The sequence below is a fragment of the Candidatus Stoquefichus massiliensis AP9 genome, from assembly GCF_000455285.1.
In the GTDB taxonomy this organism is placed as follows: Bacteria; Bacillota_I; Bacilli_A; order Erysipelotrichales; family Coprobacillaceae; genus Stoquefichus; species Stoquefichus massiliensis.
Map to the genome: position 1 here is coordinate 296,131 of NZ_HG005286.1, position 20,378 is coordinate 316,508.

Genomic DNA, 20,378 nt, shown 5'->3' on the forward strand with positions numbered 1-20,378 from the left:
TTGAGAGATATATCTTTTTTTGTTTGTTAATTCAAAAGGTAATTGACATTATGATAATAGAGATGTATTATAATGTTGACATGACATCATTACAATATAAAAAAAGAGGTGAAATAGTGAAACAAATAAAACTAAGAGAGAATGTCTTTATCCCTGAGATTGGGTTTGGGACATGGAAATTAGAAGATCAGGAGCTAGCTAAGAATAGTGTATTGTTTGCATTGCAACTAGGTTATCGTCATATTGATACAGCAATGTCTTATGGAAATGAAGAAGCAATTGGTCAAGCAATTAAAGAAAGTGGCATACCTCGAAGCGAGATATTCCTAACAACAAAGTTGAGTAATGATTTTAGAGGAAGAGATGCAACATTTCGTGCATTTGAACAAAGTCTTCAACGTTTACAAACTGATTATGTTGATTTGTTTTTAATTCATTGGCCATCTCCTAAAAAATATCGTGATCATTATAAAGAACTCAATAATGAGACCTATAAGGCAATGGAAGAATTATATTTTTTAGGGAAAATCAAAGCGCTTGGTGTTAGTAATTTTTTAATTCATCATTTAGAAGAGTTATCGACACAAGTACCAGTAAGTGTTAATCAAATAGAATTTCATCCTTATTTTACTGATTGGGAAACAATTGAATATTGTCAAAAACATAACATGACTATAGAAGCATATAGTCCATTAGGAAGAGGACAAATTTTAAAAGATCCTGTTATTATAAAGATGGCTGAGAAATATCAAAAATCAACGGCTCAAATTTGTATAAAGTATGCATTACAAAATAACATTGTTCCTTTACCAAAGTCTCAAACAACAAAAAGAATTCAAGAAAATCTCAATGTATTTGATTTTGAAATAAGTGAAGAAGATATACAAATATTGAAAAGTTTAAATAAAGATGATGGAAAAATTGGCAGTCATCCTGATTATGCGGATTTTTAAAGGAGAAGAATATGAAAGGTATATTATTAGTAACACATGGTTCAATGGCTCAAGGTATTTATGAAAGTTGTCAAATGATTGTAGGTGAAAAGGAAAATATTTTGACTCTTTCATTAGATGAAGAAGGAGTAGAGAAGTTTAGGTATCAATTAGAAGAAAAATTGATTCAAATGGAATCAATGTATGAAGATGTTATTATTGTGACAGATATTCCTAATGCAACACCTTATAATGAATGTTGTCGCTATATATTGAGTCATCAAAGTTCGATAAAACTTCTTTCAGGAATGAATCTTGCTATGGTGATTGAACTTGCTATTTATGCTGAAATAGATATAAAATCTGAAGATTTATGTCATCAAGTCTTGGAAAGTGCAAAACAATCACTTACAAAATTTGAAAAAAGTATGTAAGCACTTGCAATTTTATGTTGGATGTGCTAATTTAATAGTGTAAGATGTCATGACAACACGACAACACGATAACTTGAGAAAGGAGGAATAGATATGTCATTAAGTTTAGTGAGAGTTGATGATCGTTTAATTCATGGGCAAGTGGTCTTAATGTGGTCTAAAGTAAGACAGGGAGATGCCATTATTCTCTTGGTTGATGATGAATTAGGATATGATGATTTTTTAAAGGAAGTTTTTGTGAATGCTGGAAATGCAATTGGTAAAAAAGTTTATATCTTTACTGTTGAACAAGCAATAGAAAAAATTCCTAAGGCTGTTTCAAGCAAAAAAAGTTATTACTTAATTGCAAAAAAGATTGAACAACTCTATCAGCTGAGTGTTAAAGGTGTTGAATTTGGTAATGAAATCATTTTTGGAACTGCTAGTAAGGCAGAGGGGACGCAGAAGGTTTATAACAATATTTATCTTTCTCAAAAAGATTTTCAATATTGTGATGAATTGACTGCAAAAGGAATGAAAATACATTTTAAGTTGATTCCTGATGAACAAGGATTGAGTTGGGAATCAGTAAAGAATGGATTATTGAAGGGAGAGTAGTTTATGGAAATTACTGTTATACAAGCAATATTAATTGGAGTTGCTTGTTGGCTTGGTAGTGTTGAGAATCCACAACCATTAGGAGTTGCTTTTTCAGATGCTTTATCTAAACCAATAGTTGGTGGAACTATTGTGGGTATGATCTTAGGCGATATTCCTACTGGAGTTACAATTGGTGCAGCCATACAAGCTATGTACTTAGGACAAGTTCTTATTGGTGGAGTTGCAACTGCAGATATGGCATTTGTTTCTTACCCATCTATTGCTTTAGCAATGTTGGCTGGAGCAGATGCAACAGTTGCAGTCACATTAGCTGCTACAGTTGGTGTATTAGGAGCAGCAGTCTTTACAGGTTATGAAATCTTATGTTCTGTATTTTATCAATTAGGTGATAAATATATTGCAGAAAATAATATTCAGAAAATGAAGATGGCTTATATGGTTTTACCTCCAATAACAAGTTTTGTAATCAGATTTGGTTTAACATTTACAATTGTTATGCTAGGAAGTGCTTATGCAGCTGATTTATTAGCTTCTATTCCTGAATTGGTATTACATATTGCAAGTGTACTTGGTGGAATTTTACCTGCAGTTGGTATTTCTATATTGGTAACATATACATTAAAGGATTTCAAATTTATTATTTACTTTTTAATTGGTATTGTATGTATTACATTTTTAGGTTTAAACATGGTAGCAACTGCTGTTATTGGAAGTTGTTTAGCAGTTATGTATTATATGTTTATGGGAAACCAGTCAAGTAATCAGTCTAGTCAATCTGAAGATGAGGAGGACGAATTATTATGAGTGAAAAAATAGATCAAAAAGAAGAATTAGAAAATGGGAAAATAACACTTACAAAAGAAGAAGTCAATAAAAGCTGGTATTCATGGTTTAAATATTGTTTAACAGTTTTTGGTTATGAAAGATTACAGGCTCCTGGTTTTATTCTTTCTATGTTGCCTATTTTTAAGAAATTTTATGGAAATGATCCAGAGAAAATGGTTGAACGTCTCAAATGTCATGCAGTATTCTATAACACAAATCCTGTATTTGGTGCAGTTGTTAATGGTATAGTTGCTTCTATGGAAGTAGAAAGAGGTAATGGGACAGAGATGACTGATGAGTTCATTAACAGTATTAAAGTTGGACTCATGGGACCTTTGGCAGGTATTGGAGATGCAGTTACACAAGCAACACTTCCTCCAATTATCTTAAGTATTGCGATTGGACTTTCATCAGGTGGAAGCGCAATGGGTGCTGCCTTTGCAGTAATTGCTCTCTACGCTGCCAATATCATCCTATCAAGATTATTTTATATGCAAGGTTATAAATCAGGGCGAGAGGCAGTTCATGTTTTATTGGGAAAACAAATGTCTAGAATTCAAGATGCAATGTCAGTTTTGGGTTTAACAGTTGTTGGTGCTATTACTGCTAGTTATGTTAACTTTACAATTACTGCTCAATATGTGAGTGAGTACAGTACGATTAATTTTCAGGAAATATTAGATGGAATTTTTCCAAAACTGATTCCAATGTGTTTAGTATTCTTAGGATATTATTTATTAAAGAAAAAGAAAATGAGTGCTGTCAAATTAATTGGAGTTTATCTAGTAATTGCAATTGTCTTAGGTGTATTAGGAATTGTATAAATGAGGTGAGGGATATGGTTAAAGTGATATTTTGTGATTTAGATGATACATTGTTACAACCTAAAACAAAAGAAATAACTTATCAGGATCAGCAGTCTATTAAAAGATGGTTAGATAGTGGACATTTATTTGTGCTTGCTACTGCACGCCATCATTCCTTCTTAAATAACATCTCAGATAAGTTTCATGAATTTGATTTTGATTGTATTGGCTGGAATGGTGCAGAAATCTATATGAATCATAAAGTCACAAAACTATATCCCTTTTCTTCATATAAATTAGAAGCGTTATATCAAAAGTTAAAGTCTTATCAAGCTATGTTAAAAGTCACAAATATTGAAAACATGTATATATTTGGTGAAATAGATTCTTATGCCTACCATTTGTTTAATAGTGAAATAAAACACCAGTGTATATATCCATATTCAATAAATGAATATTTACGCAATAAAAACAAACCTATTGTTCATGTGAATTATATTTTTCAAACTGCTCAACAAGCTCAATATTTTATAAAAGATTATCAACAGTTATTCAAGGAAGATTTTCTACAATGTAAAGTCACATCACCTACAAGTTTTGACTTAACTATGCCTAATGCAACAAAAGAAAAAGGAATTCAAGCATATTTAGAATACAATAATATACCCATTACAGATGCAGCGGTTATAGGAGATAGTCAAAATGATATAGGTATGATGCAACTTGTACAAAAAAGTTTTTGTATGCAACATGGTCATCCAAAAGCTAAAAAGGCTGCTTATAAAGTTGTTTGTTCAGTAAGTGAAGCAATAGAGTGTTTGGAAGGAGATGAAAAATGAGTGAATGAGAAATATATATTTTTAAAACCGACTTTTTCTACAGCAATATGGGGAAATGGAAAATTAGTCTATCAATATCATGTTGAAAAATATGTTCCTAAAGGTATGCCTATTGATGAAATTACAGGCCTAGGAGCAATGAGTGGATTACCAGAAGATGCAAATGAAATCTTAACAGGTCAATATCAGGGAAGAAAGTTAAATGAATTATATAATGAACATCCTGAATTATTTGGAACGCCTTCAACTTTAAAATGGGAACATCTTCCAGTATCTATGGGAATTGCTCATGCTTGTGCTGATTTAAGTGTACAAGTCCATCCTACAGAAGAATTTGCCATGAAGAATTTAGGAAGACATGGAAAAAGTGAAAGTTGGTATATTGTAGATTGTGACTCTCATGGAGATATTGTTATGGGTCATAATGCCAAAACATTGAAAGAGTTAGAGAATTATATTGATAGGAAAAATTGGCAGGGACTATTAAAACGATATCCAATTATGCCAGGAAGTTTTTATAATATACAAGCTGGAACATTACATGCCATTCAAAAAGGGACAACATTTATGGAGGTGTGTAATCCTTGTCCTATTACATATCGTTTTTATGATTATGATCGATTAGATCGTCAAGGGAAACCAAGAGATACACATATTCAACTTGCAAAAGAAAATATTTTAATACCTTTTGTTTGCCAGGATACACATTATCAATATCGTCAAAATGGTGGTGTTACTGAAATAAAATTAACAGATAATGAAAATTTTTCAGTTTTTAAATATGTTATTGCAGGTGTTGGAGAACTGTCTATGCCTAAACCTTATTTAGGAGCTTTTGTTATTGAGGGTCATGGTGAGATTGATGGTGTTTCTTTAAAAGCAGGAGATAGTTTCCTGATTACAGCCAACACAAAAAAATTATTATGGAAAGGAGAAATGACTTTATTGGCTTATTCTGGCTAATAGAGTAAGTATGTATATGTATGAAGTAGAAGAAAGAAATCCTAACTTTGAATTATATCCTATGAAAAAGATTGATTGTAAATATGTTTTTTCAGGGTTTCAAGCAATTGTTGATGAGTTGAAGAAACATATTGTTAAACCTTCAACTGTCATTTGTATTGATTATTATTATGGTGTCAATCAAACACTTATAGAAAAAGAGATTATAAATGCTTTAAATCCAGATCATGTTATTTGTGTAGATGAAGCAAAATATCCAGAAGAAGTGATATCAAAGAAATTTCATTGCTTTATAACAGATGATAGAGTGAATGGTGTCTTTAGTTTTGCGAAGATACAGGAATTCTTCGATCCAGATAAAATAGCTTTATTACAAAAGCAAATACATGAAGAAGAGGGATTGATTATTGTCTATGGAGTAGGAGCAGGCTTAATACACACAGGTGATTTATCTGTTTATGGTTCAATGAGTTATCAGACAATTAAGAATCGTTTTATGGATGGAATGGATAACTGGGGAGCACAGAATTATGAAGAAGAATATTTACGTAAAGAAAAACGTTTTACTTTCTTAGAGAGCCGAGTTTTAGATAAACATAAAAGAGCGATATTGAAAAACTGTGATTATGTTATTGATTGTAATCGTGATAATGATTTTGTGATGTTAACACATAAAGATTATGACTATATGATTCATCAGTTTGTAACAAGTCCATTTAAACCTATTCCTATTTTTTCTAAAGGAGTATGGGGAGGACATTGGTGTCAAAAGGTCTTGGGAGCAGGTTTAGAATTAGAAAATACAGCATGGGGAATCACAGGATTTCTTGATTGGCAGGCAGTCGCTGCTGAAATTAACCATTGTGTATTTGAGTTTCCTTCGACTGATTTAATTCAGTATGCTCCAAAAGAGTTACTGGGATATAAGATTTGGTATTTATATGGATATCGTTGTCCTTTACATGTTAATTTCTTAGATACATGGGGAGGAGAAAACTTAAGTTTGCAAGTTCATCCAACTCTTGCTTATGCTCAAGAAGAGTTTAACTCCTCTTGGGGTCATTATGAAAGCTATTATTTCTTAGATGCTAATGAGAACAGTTCCGTTTATTTAGGAACTAAGGATGGTGTTCAATTAGATGAATTGGTTGATGCCTTTGAAACGGCTCAAGTAACAGGTCAATTTGATGATGAAAAGTACATAAATAACTTTCCTGTTCAAAAACATGATCATGTTTTTATACCTGGAGGAACAATCCATTCATCTGGAAAAGATACCTTAACATTAGAAATAGATATGTTTTGTTTTACAACTTTTAAGTTATGGGATTGGGGTCGTTTGGATTATGATGGAAAACCACGTCCAATTCATATTGAACATGGAAAGAATGTTATTCAAGAAGAATTTCAAACTCAAATGATAAAAGATCAATTTATATCTCAACATCCTGAGGTGGATTCAGGATATGGATGGCGAAAAGAAAGAAGTGGAACAATGCCATTTGAGGCACCAATGGAAGTCAATAGATATTGGTTTAAGAATGTTATTCATTTTGATACAAATGATTGTATTATGATTCATGTTCTTGTTGAAGGTGAAGAAGCTATTATTGAAAGCTTAGATGAAAGTTTTGAACCTATGGTTATTCATTACGCTGAAGCTGTTTTTGTTCCAGCAGCAGCTGGCCAATATACAATAAGACCATATGGAAAATCTCAAAATACTGAATGTGCTCTGTTAGAAATTTATATGGATATTTAAAAGGAGGATAAAAATATGTATGAAAAAATAAAAACACGCTCACCTAACTTTGATTTGCATCCTGTCTTTGAAATACCTCAGACAACAGCATATTTGGGATACGAGGAGATTTTCAATGTTATATATCAACAAGTTCAAACATTTAAAAAACCATGTGTTGTGGTGATTGATTCATATTATGATGTCAATCACCAACAGCTTAAAAACAAAGTTATTGATTTATTAAATCCACAATTATTTATTGATATGAATGAAATCAAATACAATGAAGCTATGATTCAACAAAGACTAGGACAGTTTATTACCGAAGATCGTATTAATGGTGTTTTTGTAACAGGTGATATTCAGCAATACTTTGATTTAGATAAAGTTGTCTTGGCACAACAGAAAATTCAAGAAGCGACAGGGTTGGTTGTTATTTTTGGAGTTGGTGCAGGAATAATGACTCATGGCGATATTTTCGTTTATAACAATATAACTATTCAACGTATTAAAGATGGTTATTTCTCAGCATTGTCAAACTGGGGAGCACATAATGAGAATGAAGATCCACTAACCAAAGAAAAACGGTTTAACTTTGTAGAATCACGTTTGTTGGATAATCATAAACGACATATGTTTCCTCATATGGATTATGTTATTGATGGGGATGATGAAGATGCTCCTGTTATGATAAGTGGAGATGATTTTAGAAAAGCATTAAATTATTTTGCAAGTCATCCATTTAAGTTAGAACCATTCTTTAACCGTGGCATTTGGGGAGGACATTGGTGCAAAGATGTCTTAAATGGAGGATTGGATAAGGAAAATACAGCATGGGGAATGACAGGCTGGATGAACGCACAAAATGCCTTAGCGAAAATTGGTGATCTTGAGTTTAGAATTGTTGGAAGAGATATTATTCAATATCAGCCATTAAACTTTTTAGGGCACCAAAATTATTTTTGGTTTGGATACAATTGTCCAGTTGGCTGCGATTTCTTAGATACATGGGGTGGAGGAAATTTGAGTTTACAAGTTCACTCTGATATAGCATATGGACAAGAAGTTTTTAATTCTCAATTTGGACATTATGAAAGTTACTATATGCTTGATACGAATGAAAATTCTTGTGTTTATTTGGGAACAAAAGATGGAGTGAAAAAGGATGAAATTGTTAAAGCATTCGAGCAAGCTCAAGAAACTGGAGAATTTGATGATAAAAAATATATAAATTGTTTTCCTATGAAAACACATGATCATATTTATATACCTAGTGGAACAATTCATGCTTCAGGTAAAGATACATTAGTGTTGGAAATTAATCCGATTGGCTTTCAAACTTTTAAACTATGGGATTGGGGACGTATTGATGCTGATGGCAAACCACGACCAATTAACATTGAACATGGAGCAAAGGTTATTCAAGAGGAGTATCAAACTGAATTTGTTAAAAATCATCTAATTTCTAAGAAAAGTGAAGTTGCAAGAGGAAGTGGGTGGCGTAAAGAACACAGTGGAACAATGGAATATGAATTATTAAAAGTAGATCGATACTGGTTTCATAAGCCTATTTTCTTTGAAACAAAAGATCATGTAAAACTTCATGTTTTAGTAGAAGGAGAAGAAGCACAAATCATCAGTCCTTTACAGAAGTTTGAACCTATAACTATTCATTATGCAGAAGCTGTCTTTATACCTGCAAGTGTAGGTCAGTATGTGATTAAACCTACTGATACAAATCAAGAAGAACTTGCAATTTTGGAATGCTATATGGATATGGGAGATGCTTATCATTAAAATCAGGGTATTTTATACCCTGATTTTTAAGAAATATATATATAAACATTATGAAAATTACCAAAAAATGGTATAATTATCAATAAGTAGAAATCAATCAAGGAGATGAATATATGCAATATCAAATAGATAAAAATTTACCCTTACCACTATATTATCAACTTAAACAAATCATTATGAATTCCATAGATGAAGGAATCTATCAAGAGGATACAGCAATTCCTACTGAATTTGAACTTATTCATAAATATGATGTCAGTAGAACAACAGTTAGACAAGCATTGAACGAACTCGTTAATGAAGGTTATCTCTATCGAAAAAAAGGGATTGGAACATTTGTATCACCACAATCAAAAATAGATGAAAAATATGATGCATTTAATACAAGTATCTATAAAATAGATCGCGTTATTAATAGAAATGGTTTTGTTTGTAAAACAGAATTTTTAGATGCAGGTGTGACTCTCGCAACACATGATGTTGCGGCCTATTTAGAAATAGAAGTTGGAGAGGAAGTTTGGTTTATGGATAGAATTAGATATGCTGACAATAAACCCGCTTCATTTTCACGTTCATATTTTGATAAAAGACTCGTTGATAATTTTGATAATGACGCAAAAAAAGCATCACAGCATTTTTATCAGTATTTAGAAAGCAAAGGATATAAAATATCAATTATTAGAGAAAAATTGAAACCTGGATTGCCTGATAAAGATGTGAAGAAAGCATTATCACTAGATGATAAAACACCTATTATGTTAATTGAAGATATTGGTTATTTGGAAGATGGAACACCTATGGAATTTTCTGTATCAGTTCTTGATGTGTCATTTGTAGATTTTTCAGCTACATTTAAACGTAATTAAAGATGAAACCATATATTATATTTGATATGGATGGTGTCATTATAGATAGTGAGACGTGGTATTATAAAATTTTGCAGAAGTATCTAAGAGAAAAACGAATCCTAATATCTGAAAGTAGATTAGAAAAATCTATTGGTTTAAGTACAGAGGATTTCTATCTTCAAAATGAGGATATGATAAATATATCACTTCAAGACTTTATTAATGATTATCATACATATATTAATGAATATGGAATACCACGATATGAAGAACTCGTATTCCCACATATTAAAGATTGTTTTTTTGAACTTTATCAAAGAGGGATAGATATTATTATTGCATCATCTTCATCTAGGCAGACAATTCAAGATGTTTTATCAGAAATAAAACTACAGAAATTTGTTGAATTTTATTTGGGTGCTGAAAATGTTGAGAAGAAGAAACCAAATCCAGAAATATATTTGAAGATAGTTGATATCAAAGGTTATAAACCTTTATTTGTTGTAGAAGATAGTTATTATGGAATTCAATCAGCAAAGGCAGCTAAATTGAAAGTTATTGCATATTCTCAAAATGTAAATAATTTAAATCAAAGTGAAAGTGATCTTATTGTTTATGATCACTTAGAAATATTAAAATATTGTTAATGAGTAATTATAATGGAGGATAATATATGACAAGTGATGAATTAGCAAGTATGTTTGATCACACATTTTTAAAGGCATATGCAACTGATCAGGATTTTGAAAAATTATGTGGGGAAGCAAAGACAATAGGTGCTGCTATGGTTGCGATTAATAGTGAACCTGTAAAGTTATGTAAAAAATTATTAGAAGGGACAAATGTTCATGTAGGAGCTGCTATATCATTTCCATTGGGGCAAACAGCAATAGAAGTAAAGATTGCTGAAACAAAGAAGGCAATTGAAGATGGCGCAGATGAAATTGATTATGTCATTAATGTTGGTAAAGCGAAGATGCATGATTGGGATTATATTGAAAAAGAAATGAAAAGTATTGTATCAGTTTGTAGAGAACACTATGTTTTATCTAAGGTTATTTTTGAAAATTGTTATTTAGAGAAAGATGAAATCAAACAATTAGCTTTAATAGCAAAAAAAGTAAAACCAGATTATATCAAAACAAGTACTGGATTTGGTACTGGTGGTGCATTAGAAGAAGATGTTCGTTTAATGAAGGAAACGGTTGGAGATGAAGTCCAAGTCAAAGCAGCAGGTGGAATTCGTGATTGGAAAACATGTGAAGCGATGATAAAAGCAGGCGCAACGCGTATTGGAACAAGCAGTTCATTAAAAATATTAGAAGAATTTGAGGATGACGTTATATCTGATTGATATAGCGTTTTTTATTTCCTCCTACTTTTTTGTAAAAAGTATATTTAATATCTTCCAAGTATAAATATGTAAATTCTAGAGTTAAATATTACCATTGAGGTGTTTTTGACACTATATTACAATAAAGTTGTAAAAAAACTTAGAGGAGGAAAAGAAAATGAGCTTATTACAAGCACTATTACTTGCACTTTGGGCTGGATTTTGTTCTTACGATGATCAAGGACCCCAAATGTTTCGTAGACCATTATTAGTTGGTCCAATTGCAGGTATTATTTTAGGGGACATTACATCAGGGCTTATCGTATCAGCAACATTAGAATTGATGTGGATGGGATTAGGTAATATGGCAGGATATAAAACACCTGACATGATTATTGGAACAATAGTAGGTATTACAGTATCTATTCAAACAGGAACAGGTACAAGTCCTGAAGGAATTGCTGCAGGAGTCGCTGCTGCAACAACAGTTGCAGTCTTAGCACAACAATTATTATTAGTCTTTGATTTTATTAGACAAGCATTTGCACCTTGGGCAGATCGTTTAGCATTAACTGGTAACTTTCATTCTATTTTAAAGATCAATGCAGTTGCAGTATTATTACAAGCATCTGTAAGAGCTGTACCAACTTTCCTTGTTGTATATTTTTCAAATGGGGTAGTTGAACAATTATTAAAAGTAATTCCAACAAATATTTTATCTGGTTTAAGTGTTGCTTCAGGTTTACTTCCAGCTATAGGTCTTTCTATTTTAATGACAATGATGATGAAAGGTTTCTTCTGGCCATTCTTATTATTAGGATTTGCTTTAGCAACATACTTAGAATTGAATATTTTATCAATTACATTAATCTCTTTAGCATTCGCAATGATCTATTCATTAATAATGGAAGTGAAAGATAGGCAAAATGATATGCCAAAAGCAGTTAATCAAATTGATGATGAGGAAGGAGAATATGATCTATGAGCAAGACAAATGCAAATGAAGTCAAAGGAACTTATCGTATTCTTTCTAAAAGTGATATTAGAAAAATGTTCTTACGTTTACAGCTTTTTGGATTAGGGATTACGGCAACACAATCAGGTTATCAGGCGATTGGATTTATGACAGCTGTTGCACCCGTTTTAGATAAACTTTATAAAGATGCTGATAAAGAGACAAGAAAACGTGCAATGCAACGTCATTTAACAATGTTCTTATCACAAAATACAGCAACTGGTATGATTTTAGGCATTACAGCTGCTTTAGAAGAAACAACAAGTGAAGATGAAAAAGAAGCAGTTGTAGCAGTTAAGGCAGGTATGATGGGTCCATTAGCAGGAATTGGAGATAGTGTTTTTAAGATTACAATTTAAGCAATTGCTGGTTCAGTAGGAGCAGCTTATGCTTTACAAGGAAATTTTATTGGACCAATCTTAATGTTCTTAATTTATAATGTAATTAATGTTGGTATTAAATATTATGGAACGGTTCTTGGTTATGAAAAAGGTGTTGAATATATTAACAGTGGTGAACAGGCCAAAGTTATGCAAAAGATTATTAATGTTGCTACAATGGTTGGAGTTATTGTTATTGGAGCTTTAATTGGATCATATGTTAAAGTGAATATTGGAACAGAATTGAAAGTTAATGAGACAGTTGTCAGTATTCAACAATTATTAGATGGTGTTATGCCTAAATTATTACCATTATTATTAACAGTTGGATTGTATAAAGTGAATACAAAAATGCCTAGAAAATATTTAATTTTCTTAATCTTTGGATTATTAATTGTAGGAACAATCTTAGCTGTGTTAGGAGTGTTGGTATAAGATGAGTTTATATTTATTTGTTGCAAGTCATGGTGAATTTGCAAAAGCTACAGTCGCAACTGCAGAAATGATTATTGGAAATAAACAGGATAATGTTGATACCATCTGTGTGACAGAAGGTCGTTCTTATGATGAATGTTTAGTAGAATTACAAGAGAAATATGATAGAATAAAAGATAGTGTGGATGGTGTTGTGATATTAACTGATATTTATGGTGGAACACCTGCGAATATTGCAACTTATATGGCTTTGTCTTTTGATAATATTCTTGTTTATTCAGGATGTTCAGTTCCACTCTTGTTAGAGTATCTTTTGAGTCATCCACAAACATTACAGGAAGCAATGCAAACGATAGATAATGCTATACCTAATGTTGTTATTAACATTAGTCAAAAATTAAAGGAGGTTAATGAAAATGCCGATAATATCGACTCGTATTGATGATTGCTTGATTCATGGACAAGTTGCTACATCATGGTTAAGCCATGTTGGTGCAACTCAAGTTATTTGTGTTAGCGATAAAGCTGCTAAGAATCCAGTTCAGGCACAAGTTTTAAAAATGGCTGCTCCAGAATATATTGTTCATGTCTTTGGAGTAGATCAGTTTATTAAGATTTATCAGAAAAATCCTATTAAGAAAACGACATTCTTAATTTTAGGAAGTACTTTAGATGCTTTACGTTTAAAACATGGTGGTGTAGATATTGATAGAATCAATTTTGGAGGAATGCGTTCGGCTCCAGAAAGAACGATTACTTATGCCCATGATCTATGGTTTACACAAGAAGAATTAGATGCTATTGATCAGTTATTTGCTGAAGGAATTCAGATTGATTATCAAGTTGCAGCATATGATTCACCAACTGATTTAAGAGAATATATTAAGAAAGCTAAAGGATAGAATTATGAATATTCGCTTTGTTGAAGCTTTTTATATCAATGAATCAGAGAATGAATTGATTATTCATTCTCCTGATGATATATCAAACTATCAAGTCTATTGGACATATGATCAGCATATCCACACATTAAATAAAACATTTCTCTTTGAAAGCAATCAAAAACAAGTCAAATTTAATTTTCAATATCCTCGAGATCGACGTGTTTATTTTATCATTCATTTTGATAATGGACCAACTCTAATCTTTGGTCATCGTATTCTCCCTATAGATGGTCTTTATAACTGTAGAGATATTGGTGGTTATTTAACAGAAGATGGTAAACGTATTAAATGGGGTGTAGGATATCGTTCTGATTATCTTTATTATTTAAAAGACAGCAGCTTAGAATATATGAAGAATTTAGGTGTCCAGACAATCATTGATTTTCGTTCTCAAAAAGAAGTTGAAGATAGTCCTAATCGACATATTGGGGAAAAGCAATCTTATATATGTGATCCCAATGCCCATATTGCAGAAGCAGCAGGTGTTTTACAATCTGGTCATACAAAAGAAAGTCATGTGGCAATGAGTGAAGAAATGAAGCAAAAAATAATCTCTGGTAAATTAACTGGAGACCAAAAAATGATAGATCAGCAATTACGTTTTGCAACTGAAAAAACAAGTCAAGAAGCATATCGTCATACTCTTCAAATATTAGCCAAAGCTGAAAACAATCCAAGCTTACAACATTGTCGTGGTGGTAAAGACAGAACTGGTTTTGGATTAATGTTATTAGAAGGAATACTAGGTGTTTCTAAAGAAGATATGTTATATGATTATCTTTTAACAGCAAAAGCACGAAAAGAAAAAAACAAATTATATTATCAAAGATTTTTAGAAGAATCTCAAAATGAGATTGTTGCTCAATATATGTATTCATTATTTGATGCAAGAGAAAGTTATATTCTTGCATCAATGAATAAAATCTTAGAAGAGTATTCATCAATTCAAGATTATGCTCAAAAAGTTTTAGGAATCACTGATGATGAAATTGAACAGTTAAAGGCAATTTTTTTAGAATCATAGGTAACTCAAGTGGGTTACCTTTTCCCATATTTTCTTGTTTTATGTTATAATGATGATGGTTTAAAAAAGAGGTTATTATGTTAAATTTAGAAACAAGACAAATCCAAATACTATCTATACTTTTAGGGCAGGATTATATCTCCTTAGAACAACTTATCGCATTAGGACATTTTTCGCAAAATACCATTTTATCAGAAATTCATGATATTAATGATGTCTTTAAAAACTCAGATTTTCATTGCCAGATTATTAATCATCGTGGAAAAGGATATACTTTGCAATATGAACCATCTCAAAAACAAATGATTCAAAAGTTAAAAAAACATTGTCACTTATATTTAAGTATACCTAATCATTCTACAGTGTCTAATTACGAAAGAGTTATCTATCTATTAAGATATTTTATATATCAAAGGCAGAATATTAAATCAGAAGGATTAGCTCAAAAAATGTCTGTTAGTCTTGCAACACTCAATAAAGATTTAAGAATTGTTAGAAATATTTTATCGAAGTATCATATTACGATAGAATCTGTACCTTATTATGGTATGCATTTAAAAGGACAAGAACTTTCAATAAGAAGTTGTTTTATAGATTATTGTGATGTATATATTATTAACGAAGAGAATATATTTCCACAATATTTTATGGAACAATTTGATTTGACATATGAAAAATTTTTTCGGATATATGATGATATAAGAACTATTTTGATTCAACAGAACATAGGTGTTGATGAATTTGGTATAAGAAGACTTGCTTTGTATATTTTAACATTACCTATTTTGAGTTATCATTCTCAAGATATTAATGAAATAGAAATTGATTTTCAGCATCCATTAAAATTATTGCTTCATAAATATAATTTACATCTTTCTTTACAAGAAGATACCTTGCTTTCCATTTTCTTTTTATCAGTTCTTGATATTTCTGAAATGAAAGATTATGAGAAAAACTCAAATGAATTCCATAATTGCATTCGTAAACTATATGAAATAAGTGGTCTTTATATTGAATTAGATTCTTCTTTGTATGTGTTTATCAAACAGGTAGTAAATAAAGTTGTTCATTGTTATCAAAATGGTATATACTGTTATGCAGTTCCTCAATTTCTTAAAGAAAAAAATAAGAAGAGAAATAAGCTCTTATTCATTTTCCCAATATATTATTCATTCTATATTACCAAAAGAAACAATGCTTTCATATGATTATCTCTTTTATGAAATTGCTATTAAATTATATGCAATTGTTTATAATGTGAGAAACGAATATTATCCATGTCGTGCTTTGGTTGTCAGTGGGTTTGGTAAAAACTATGCAAAGGTTGCATGTGAGCGACTTAAGAGATCACTTACAAAAGTAGATTATATACCTTGTTATGAATATGAATTAGAGAAAATAGATTTTACCCATTATGATTTTGTTTTGGCATATGATGTGAATGATATAAATCTCAAAAATATTCCTGTTCCTGTCTATGAAGATAAAATGGATAGTATTAATCAATCTTCTATAAGAATATGGTCAGATCATGTTGCGAAAAAGAGAAAAATAAAAGTTTTACGTCCTTATTTAGATTATCCTGTTTATTCTACAATACTGGATTCAGCTCAAATGATAGATATTATTATTGATGCATTTATGAATAAAGGATATATATTACCTGAGTCACGTTCTTCTTTTAAAGGGTTATTATATCAGCTTATATATGATGGGTTATATGATCAATCATCAGGAATAAAAATTATAACATTGTTTACGAATCAGGATATTGGTTTTAAATATTTTGCTTTTAGTTTAAAGGAACCTGTTTTCATTGATGGTGGGAAAATCGTTTTATTACATTTTCTTTTTATGAATACATCAAATGGTTCTATTGTTATTAAAAATGGTGATTCTGAACTTCATAGATATTTTAATTTATAGAAAAATGGGCTAATGCCCATTTTTAGTTTAATGCAGAGTAACCTGTTTGTTCAATTATATATTGACCTTGTCGAGAAAGAAGATATTCTTTGAGTTTCTTTACATTTTCTTTTTGATTAGATTTAAGTGTTACACAGTATAGATAAGTTGATAGAGGGTAAGATTGATTTTTAATATTTTCAGAGGTTGGATAGATACTATCAATAGAAAGAATCTTGACATTATCTTCCTGATTTAAACCTTCTAAGAAATATTTAAAAGTATAGCCGATTGCTCCTTTTTCATTTTTATATTCAGCCACTTCTTCAATAATACCACTCATTGCTGATACCATCTCATAAGTCAATGGTTCCTTTAAAGATACATCGCCCATAAAAGAATTCATCATTGCTTGACTTCCAGATCTCTCTGGTCTTTGAAATGCAATAATATCATGATTCTTTCCATTTAATTCTTTCCAATTCAGAATATCTCCATGATATATATCTTTGATTTGTTGTGATGTTAGATTTGATATGGGATTTTTTTGATTAACAAAGAATACAAAAGCTTCTTTACCAATGGGTGTATAATCAAGTTCAACACCTAATTCTTTAGCTTCATCTAATTGTGCTTTGGAAGGTTTTGATCCAAAAAACATATCTATTTCTTTATTAAACAATCTTGTATAGCCAATAGATGTATTGGTAAAAGAAACAATCTTTCCATTCGTATAAGCATAGTCACTTTTATAACGCAATTCAATTTTATCAATATCTCTGTAAACTGTTTTAGCAATGGCACTATATACGGGATAGCATGCTTCTGCTCCATCAAGATAAGGCATTTCATCTTCAGTTTCAATGATAAGTGTACTTGGTTCATTAAGTGTGACAAGTTTGCTGTTTTTAGCATAAGGTGTATAATCTGTTAAATCAGTACTCGAATATCCATTCATGTATTTGAACTGATGTCCACCTTTGTATTTCACTGAGTTACTATTTAAATAAAGATATGTATTCATAAAAAGTAAACATAAACAAATTGCCATGATTGGTATAAATCTTTTCTTAAAATCAAAGGGTTTCACCATAATATAAGATATAACAGTATTAAAGAGAAGCAGACAAATAATACCAAAATAAAAAGTAAGAAAATCATTAGTAAATATGGTTAATAGAAAAAATGGAAAAGAAACGATTTGAAATAGACTCCAGATTGATGAAGAAAGATATCCTTTAGAAACCCATAAACAAATAACCAGACTACATAAAGCAATCAAAGCCATTGTCATGTTAACATAAACATGTTCCTTCTGAAGTTTGTTTTTCTTATATTTATAATAATAGAAAAACAGAAAAATTGGCATAAAGAATAACCATACTTGACCAAAAACAACTCCAAATAAAGTTAAACAGAAATGCAGCAAAACATATTGAAAAACAAATATTTTAAAATATATAAACATGATTATTCCTCCTCTCTTTTATTATAACAGAATAAAAATTTAGAACACAAAAAAGAGTCATATAAAATAACTCTTAATGTATCATTATTTTTCCTTTGATATTTTTTAAAGCATTAGGAATTAGCTCACAGGCTAATACAAATTGATTAGGAATATCAGAATCATTAATAATGTTGAATTCATTTGTTTGGCGATAACCAAATCTTCCATAATAATCTGGATTACCAACAAGAAATGATGTAGTATATCCCATTTCTAATGCCCTTTTATGAGCATAATGCATTAAAGCCTGACCAATGCCTTGATGACGATGGTTGATGTCTACACATAATGGAGCAACTAATACACCAGTCAATATTCCATCCTCCAGTTGTATAGATTGTTTTGTCATCATAATATGACCAATAATTTCATGATCCTCTTCAGCGATGAATTCTAGTTCAGGAATAAATGTATCACCAGCACGTAAATTTAATACAAAATCTTGTTCAGTTCCATCTTTCACTTCAGCAGTTGAGAAAGCTATTTGGATAAACGTATATAGATTTTGATAATCTGTAGATTTAACAGTTCTTATTTTCATAGAGCGACTACGCAGTCTCAACTAAAACACATGCTAAAATAGGTGTTATTCCTACGTTCTTCATGTATTTTAAGAGTTCATCATCATAAGTATTGGGTTGCATCCATGCATAATGTATACCTAAACCTGTCATTTCATCAATATAATCATAAGCATATTTTTTATTGACTACAAAAACAACAACATCAATTGGTTTTTCAACGGATTCTAATGTTTGATACATATGATCTCCATCAACCTCATTATAAACAGGAGAAATACCAGAAACATCATAACCTCTTTCTTTGAGCCTTTGATAAATTTTATAACCATATTTATCTTTGTTTTGAGAAACACCAATAACTGCAAAATGATAATATTTATTTAAGATATCTTTTGGATTCATAATTTCACCTCAACTCATTATAACATATATGAATTAAAATTGATAATATTATCATTTTGTGCTAAGATGAATGCTAGTCAAAGGAGTGATAGATATGTATGATGTGATTGTTGTTGGAGGAGGACATGCGGGAATTGAAGCGAGTTTAGCTCCTGCGAGAATAGGGAAAAAGACGCTATTAATAACATCTCATTTTGATAATGTGGGATCGTTACCTTGTAATACATCAATTGGAGGACCTGCTAAAGGAATTATTGTTAGAGAAATAGATGCGTTGGGTGGTCAGATGGGAAAAACAGCTGATGCAACTTATTTGCAGATGAAAATGCTGAATACAGCTAAAGGTCCAGGTGTTCAGTCATTACGTGCCCAGGCAGATAAGCAGGCTTATCCTCGCTATATGCGAGATGTTTTAAAGCGACAGGAAAATTTGGATATTGTTGAGGGGATGGTTGAAGATTTAATCATAGAAGATCAGACTGTCAAAGGTGTTGTTTTAGATACAGGTGTTGTTTATCAAGGATGTACTGTTATTTTAACAACTGGAACATATTTAAAAGCAGAGATACTGGTTGGGGATCAAAAGACACCTAGTGGACCAGATCAAGAAAGACAATCTTTATTCTTATCTGATAAATTAAGAAATCTAGGATTGAGAATTCAAAGACTGAAAACAGGAACACCACCACGTGTTGAAATCAACAGTGTTGATTATTCTAAAACACAATTACAGCCAGGAACTGATGAACCATTAGCCTTTAGTTATGAAACAACAAATTATATTCCCATAGAACAACAAACGCCTTGTTATTTAACATATACAAATGAAACAACACATCAAATCATTAAAGATAATCTATCAAAGTGTAGTATGTATTCAGGTATTGTCAAAGGAATAGGACCAAGATACTGTCCATCTATTGAAGATAAGATTGTTAAATTCTCAGATAAACCACAACATCAGATCTTCTTAGAACCTGAATCAAAAGAAATGAATACAATCTATGTCCAAGGTTTTTCAACATCAATGCCCCATGATATTCAAGAAAAAATGATTCGTACAATACCAGGATTAGAAAATTGTAAGATTTTAAAATATGCATATGCAATTGAATATG

At 30.9% G+C, this 20,378-nt stretch carries 22 protein-coding genes and 1 pseudogene; 20 read left to right on the top strand and 3 right to left on the bottom strand.

Annotated features, from left to right (window positions below; genetic code table 11):
- Positions 1 to 116: 116 nt before the first annotated feature.
- The 19 genes and pseudogenes from BN350_RS05615 (at position 117) to BN350_RS05705 (ending at position 16,845) form a co-directional block, all read left to right on the top strand.
- Complete coding sequence (locus tag BN350_RS05615) at positions 117 to 953, top strand: aldo/keto reductase (RefSeq protein ID WP_028042714.1); 837 nt, start codon at positions 117 to 119, stop codon at positions 951 to 953.
- A gap of 11 nt (positions 954 to 964) precedes the next feature.
- The gene (locus BN350_RS18575; protein ID WP_049945517.1) at positions 965 to 1,366 is read left to right on the top strand and encodes a PTS sugar transporter subunit IIA; all 402 of its coding nucleotides are present in this window, start codon (positions 965 to 967) and stop codon (positions 1,364 to 1,366) included.
- A 93-nt stretch (positions 1,367 to 1,459) separates the two neighbouring features.
- Positions 1,460 to 1,963, top strand: coding sequence for a PTS sugar transporter subunit IIB (locus BN350_RS05625; protein WP_028042715.1), 504 nt, complete (start codon positions 1,460 to 1,462; stop codon positions 1,961 to 1,963).
- A gap of 3 nt (positions 1,964 to 1,966) precedes the next feature.
- Positions 1,967 to 2,770 (top strand): PTS mannose/fructose/sorbose/N-acetylgalactosamine transporter subunit IIC, encoded by an 804-nt coding sequence (locus BN350_RS05630; RefSeq protein WP_044600141.1) that lies wholly within the window; start codon positions 1,967 to 1,969, stop codon positions 2,768 to 2,770.
- On the top strand, positions 2,767 to 3,615 hold the full coding sequence (locus BN350_RS05635; RefSeq protein WP_044600142.1) for a PTS system mannose/fructose/sorbose family transporter subunit IID: 849 nt from the start codon (positions 2,767 to 2,769) through the stop codon (positions 3,613 to 3,615). The genes BN350_RS05630 and BN350_RS05635 overlap by 4 nt, the downstream gene beginning before the upstream one ends.
- A 14-nt stretch (positions 3,616 to 3,629) precedes the next feature.
- Positions 3,630 to 4,436, top strand: a complete 807-nt coding sequence (locus BN350_RS05640) for an HAD-IIB family hydrolase (protein WP_028042718.1) — start codon at positions 3,630 to 3,632, stop codon at positions 4,434 to 4,436.
- Positions 4,437 to 5,399: a class I mannose-6-phosphate isomerase gene (locus BN350_RS05645; RefSeq protein ID WP_044600143.1), complete on the top strand. Its 963-nt coding sequence runs from the start codon at positions 4,437 to 4,439 to the stop codon at positions 5,397 to 5,399.
- 16 nt (positions 5,400 to 5,415) lie between these two features.
- The gene (locus BN350_RS05650; protein WP_147573531.1) at positions 5,416 to 7,161 is read left to right on the top strand and encodes a class I mannose-6-phosphate isomerase; all 1,746 of its coding nucleotides are present in this window, start codon (positions 5,416 to 5,418) and stop codon (positions 7,159 to 7,161) included.
- Between the two features lie 15 nt (positions 7,162 to 7,176).
- Positions 7,177 to 8,940 carry a class I mannose-6-phosphate isomerase gene (locus BN350_RS05655; RefSeq protein WP_028042721.1) on the top strand — a complete coding sequence of 588 codons (1,764 nt, stop codon included), beginning with the start codon at positions 7,177 to 7,179 and terminating at the stop codon, positions 8,938 to 8,940.
- A 113-nt stretch (positions 8,941 to 9,053) separates the two neighbouring features.
- Positions 9,054 to 9,806 carry a GntR family transcriptional regulator gene (locus tag BN350_RS05660; RefSeq protein WP_028042722.1) on the top strand — a complete coding sequence of 251 codons (753 nt, stop codon included), beginning with the start codon at positions 9,054 to 9,056 and terminating at the stop codon, positions 9,804 to 9,806.
- A 2-nt stretch (positions 9,807 to 9,808) separates the two neighbouring features.
- Positions 9,809 to 10,435, top strand: coding sequence for an HAD family hydrolase (locus BN350_RS05665; protein WP_028042723.1), 627 nt, complete (start codon positions 9,809 to 9,811; stop codon positions 10,433 to 10,435).
- Positions 10,436 to 10,461: 26 nt separating this feature from the next.
- Positions 10,462 to 11,142: a deoxyribose-phosphate aldolase gene (gene deoC, locus BN350_RS05670; protein ID WP_028042724.1), complete on the top strand. Its 681-nt coding sequence runs from the start codon at positions 10,462 to 10,464 to the stop codon at positions 11,140 to 11,142.
- 157 nt (positions 11,143 to 11,299) lie between these two features.
- Positions 11,300 to 12,106 (top strand): PTS mannose/fructose/sorbose/N-acetylgalactosamine transporter subunit IIC, encoded by an 807-nt coding sequence (locus tag BN350_RS05675; protein WP_028042725.1) that lies wholly within the window; start codon positions 11,300 to 11,302, stop codon positions 12,104 to 12,106.
- A pseudogene (locus BN350_RS21260) lies at positions 12,103 to 12,951 on the top strand (PTS system mannose/fructose/sorbose family transporter subunit IID). Before BN350_RS05675 ends, BN350_RS21260 begins: the two are co-directional and overlap by 4 nt.
- A 1-nt stretch (position 12,952) precedes the next feature.
- Positions 12,953 to 13,393 carry a PTS sugar transporter subunit IIA gene (locus BN350_RS05685; RefSeq protein WP_028042726.1) on the top strand — a complete coding sequence of 147 codons (441 nt, stop codon included), beginning with the start codon at positions 12,953 to 12,955 and terminating at the stop codon, positions 13,391 to 13,393.
- Entirely contained in the window at positions 13,368 to 13,853 is a 486-nt protein-coding gene (locus BN350_RS05690) for a PTS sugar transporter subunit IIB (protein WP_028042727.1), read from the top strand. Before BN350_RS05685 ends, BN350_RS05690 begins: the two co-directional genes overlap by 26 nt.
- A 4-nt stretch (positions 13,854 to 13,857) precedes the next feature.
- Complete coding sequence (locus BN350_RS18585) at positions 13,858 to 14,919, top strand: tyrosine-protein phosphatase (RefSeq protein WP_049945521.1); 1,062 nt, start codon at positions 13,858 to 13,860, stop codon at positions 14,917 to 14,919.
- A gap of 77 nt (positions 14,920 to 14,996) precedes the next feature.
- Positions 14,997 to 16,127 (top strand): helix-turn-helix domain-containing protein, encoded by a 1,131-nt coding sequence (locus BN350_RS05700; protein ID WP_028042728.1) that lies wholly within the window; start codon positions 14,997 to 14,999, stop codon positions 16,125 to 16,127.
- Positions 16,114 to 16,845, top strand: coding sequence for a hypothetical protein (locus BN350_RS05705; RefSeq protein ID WP_028042729.1), 732 nt, complete (start codon positions 16,114 to 16,116; stop codon positions 16,843 to 16,845). Before BN350_RS05700 ends, BN350_RS05705 begins: the two co-directional genes overlap by 14 nt.
- Positions 16,846 to 16,867: 22 nt before the next feature.
- Here the strand turns inward: BN350_RS05705 and BN350_RS18590 are convergent, their stop codons facing one another.
- The 3 genes from BN350_RS18590 to BN350_RS05720 all read right to left on the bottom strand — a co-directional run bounded on the left by BN350_RS18590 (position 16,868) and on the right by BN350_RS05720 (position 19,260).
- Positions 16,868 to 18,292, bottom strand: coding sequence for a PstS family phosphate ABC transporter substrate-binding protein (locus BN350_RS18590; protein ID WP_231385236.1), 1,425 nt, complete (start codon positions 18,290 to 18,292; stop codon positions 16,868 to 16,870).
- Between the two features lie 73 nt (positions 18,293 to 18,365).
- On the bottom strand, positions 18,366 to 18,875 hold the full coding sequence (locus BN350_RS05715; protein ID WP_028042731.1) for a GNAT family N-acetyltransferase: 510 nt from the start codon (positions 18,873 to 18,875) through the stop codon (positions 18,366 to 18,368).
- Positions 18,876 to 18,882: 7 nt separating this feature from the next.
- Positions 18,883 to 19,260, bottom strand: coding sequence for a CoA-binding protein (locus BN350_RS05720; RefSeq protein ID WP_028042732.1), 378 nt, complete (start codon positions 19,258 to 19,260; stop codon positions 18,883 to 18,885).
- A gap of 94 nt (positions 19,261 to 19,354) precedes the next feature.
- Between BN350_RS05720 and BN350_RS18595 the strand changes: the two genes are divergently transcribed.
- Positions 19,355 to 20,378, top strand: a 1,024-nt coding sequence (locus BN350_RS18595; RefSeq protein WP_044600144.1) for an FAD-dependent oxidoreductase, incomplete at its 3' end; no start/stop codon positions are given.

What these genes read in the sequence shown, in the direction of transcription:
- BN350_RS05675 (WP_028042725.1), top strand. Translation starts at nt 11,300, where the DNA reads ATGAGCTTATTACAAGCACTATTACTTGCACTTTGGGCTGGATTTTGT.
- BN350_RS05690 (WP_028042727.1), top strand. Translation starts at nt 13,368, where the DNA reads ATGCCGATAATATCGACTCGTATTGATGATTGCTTGATTCATGGACAA.
- BN350_RS05715 (WP_028042731.1), bottom strand. Translation starts at nt 18,875, where the DNA reads ATGAAAATAAGAACTGTTAAATCTACAGATTATCAAAATCTATATACG.
- BN350_RS05650 (WP_147573531.1), top strand. Translation starts at nt 5,416, where the DNA reads ATGTATGAAGTAGAAGAAAGAAATCCTAACTTTGAATTATATCCTATG.
- BN350_RS05625 (WP_028042715.1), top strand. Translation starts at nt 1,460, where the DNA reads ATGTCATTAAGTTTAGTGAGAGTTGATGATCGTTTAATTCATGGGCAA.
- BN350_RS05700 (WP_028042728.1), top strand. Translation starts at nt 14,997, where the DNA reads ATGTTAAATTTAGAAACAAGACAAATCCAAATACTATCTATACTTTTA.
- BN350_RS05640 (WP_028042718.1), top strand. Translation starts at nt 3,630, where the DNA reads ATGGTTAAAGTGATATTTTGTGATTTAGATGATACATTGTTACAACCT.
- BN350_RS05665 (WP_028042723.1), top strand. Translation starts at nt 9,809, where the DNA reads ATGAAACCATATATTATATTTGATATGGATGGTGTCATTATAGATAGT.
- BN350_RS18585 (WP_049945521.1), top strand. Translation starts at nt 13,858, where the DNA reads ATGAATATTCGCTTTGTTGAAGCTTTTTATATCAATGAATCAGAGAAT.
- BN350_RS05655 (WP_028042721.1), top strand. Translation starts at nt 7,177, where the DNA reads ATGTATGAAAAAATAAAAACACGCTCACCTAACTTTGATTTGCATCCT.
- deoC (WP_028042724.1), top strand. Translation starts at nt 10,462, where the DNA reads ATGACAAGTGATGAATTAGCAAGTATGTTTGATCACACATTTTTAAAG.
- BN350_RS05685 (WP_028042726.1), top strand. Translation starts at nt 12,953, where the DNA reads ATGAGTTTATATTTATTTGTTGCAAGTCATGGTGAATTTGCAAAAGCT.
- BN350_RS05635 (WP_044600142.1), top strand. Translation starts at nt 2,767, where the DNA reads ATGAGTGAAAAAATAGATCAAAAAGAAGAATTAGAAAATGGGAAAATA.
- BN350_RS05630 (WP_044600141.1), top strand. Translation starts at nt 1,967, where the DNA reads ATGGAAATTACTGTTATACAAGCAATATTAATTGGAGTTGCTTGTTGG.
- BN350_RS18575 (WP_049945517.1), top strand. Translation starts at nt 965, where the DNA reads ATGAAAGGTATATTATTAGTAACACATGGTTCAATGGCTCAAGGTATT.
- BN350_RS05705 (WP_028042729.1), top strand. Translation starts at nt 16,114, where the DNA reads ATGCTTTCATATGATTATCTCTTTTATGAAATTGCTATTAAATTATAT.
- BN350_RS05660 (WP_028042722.1), top strand. Translation starts at nt 9,054, where the DNA reads ATGCAATATCAAATAGATAAAAATTTACCCTTACCACTATATTATCAA.
- BN350_RS18590 (WP_231385236.1), bottom strand. Translation starts at nt 18,292, where the DNA reads ATGTTTATATATTTTAAAATATTTGTTTTTCAATATGTTTTGCTGCAT.
- BN350_RS05720 (WP_028042732.1), bottom strand. Translation starts at nt 19,260, where the DNA reads ATGAATCCAAAAGATATCTTAAATAAATATTATCATTTTGCAGTTATT.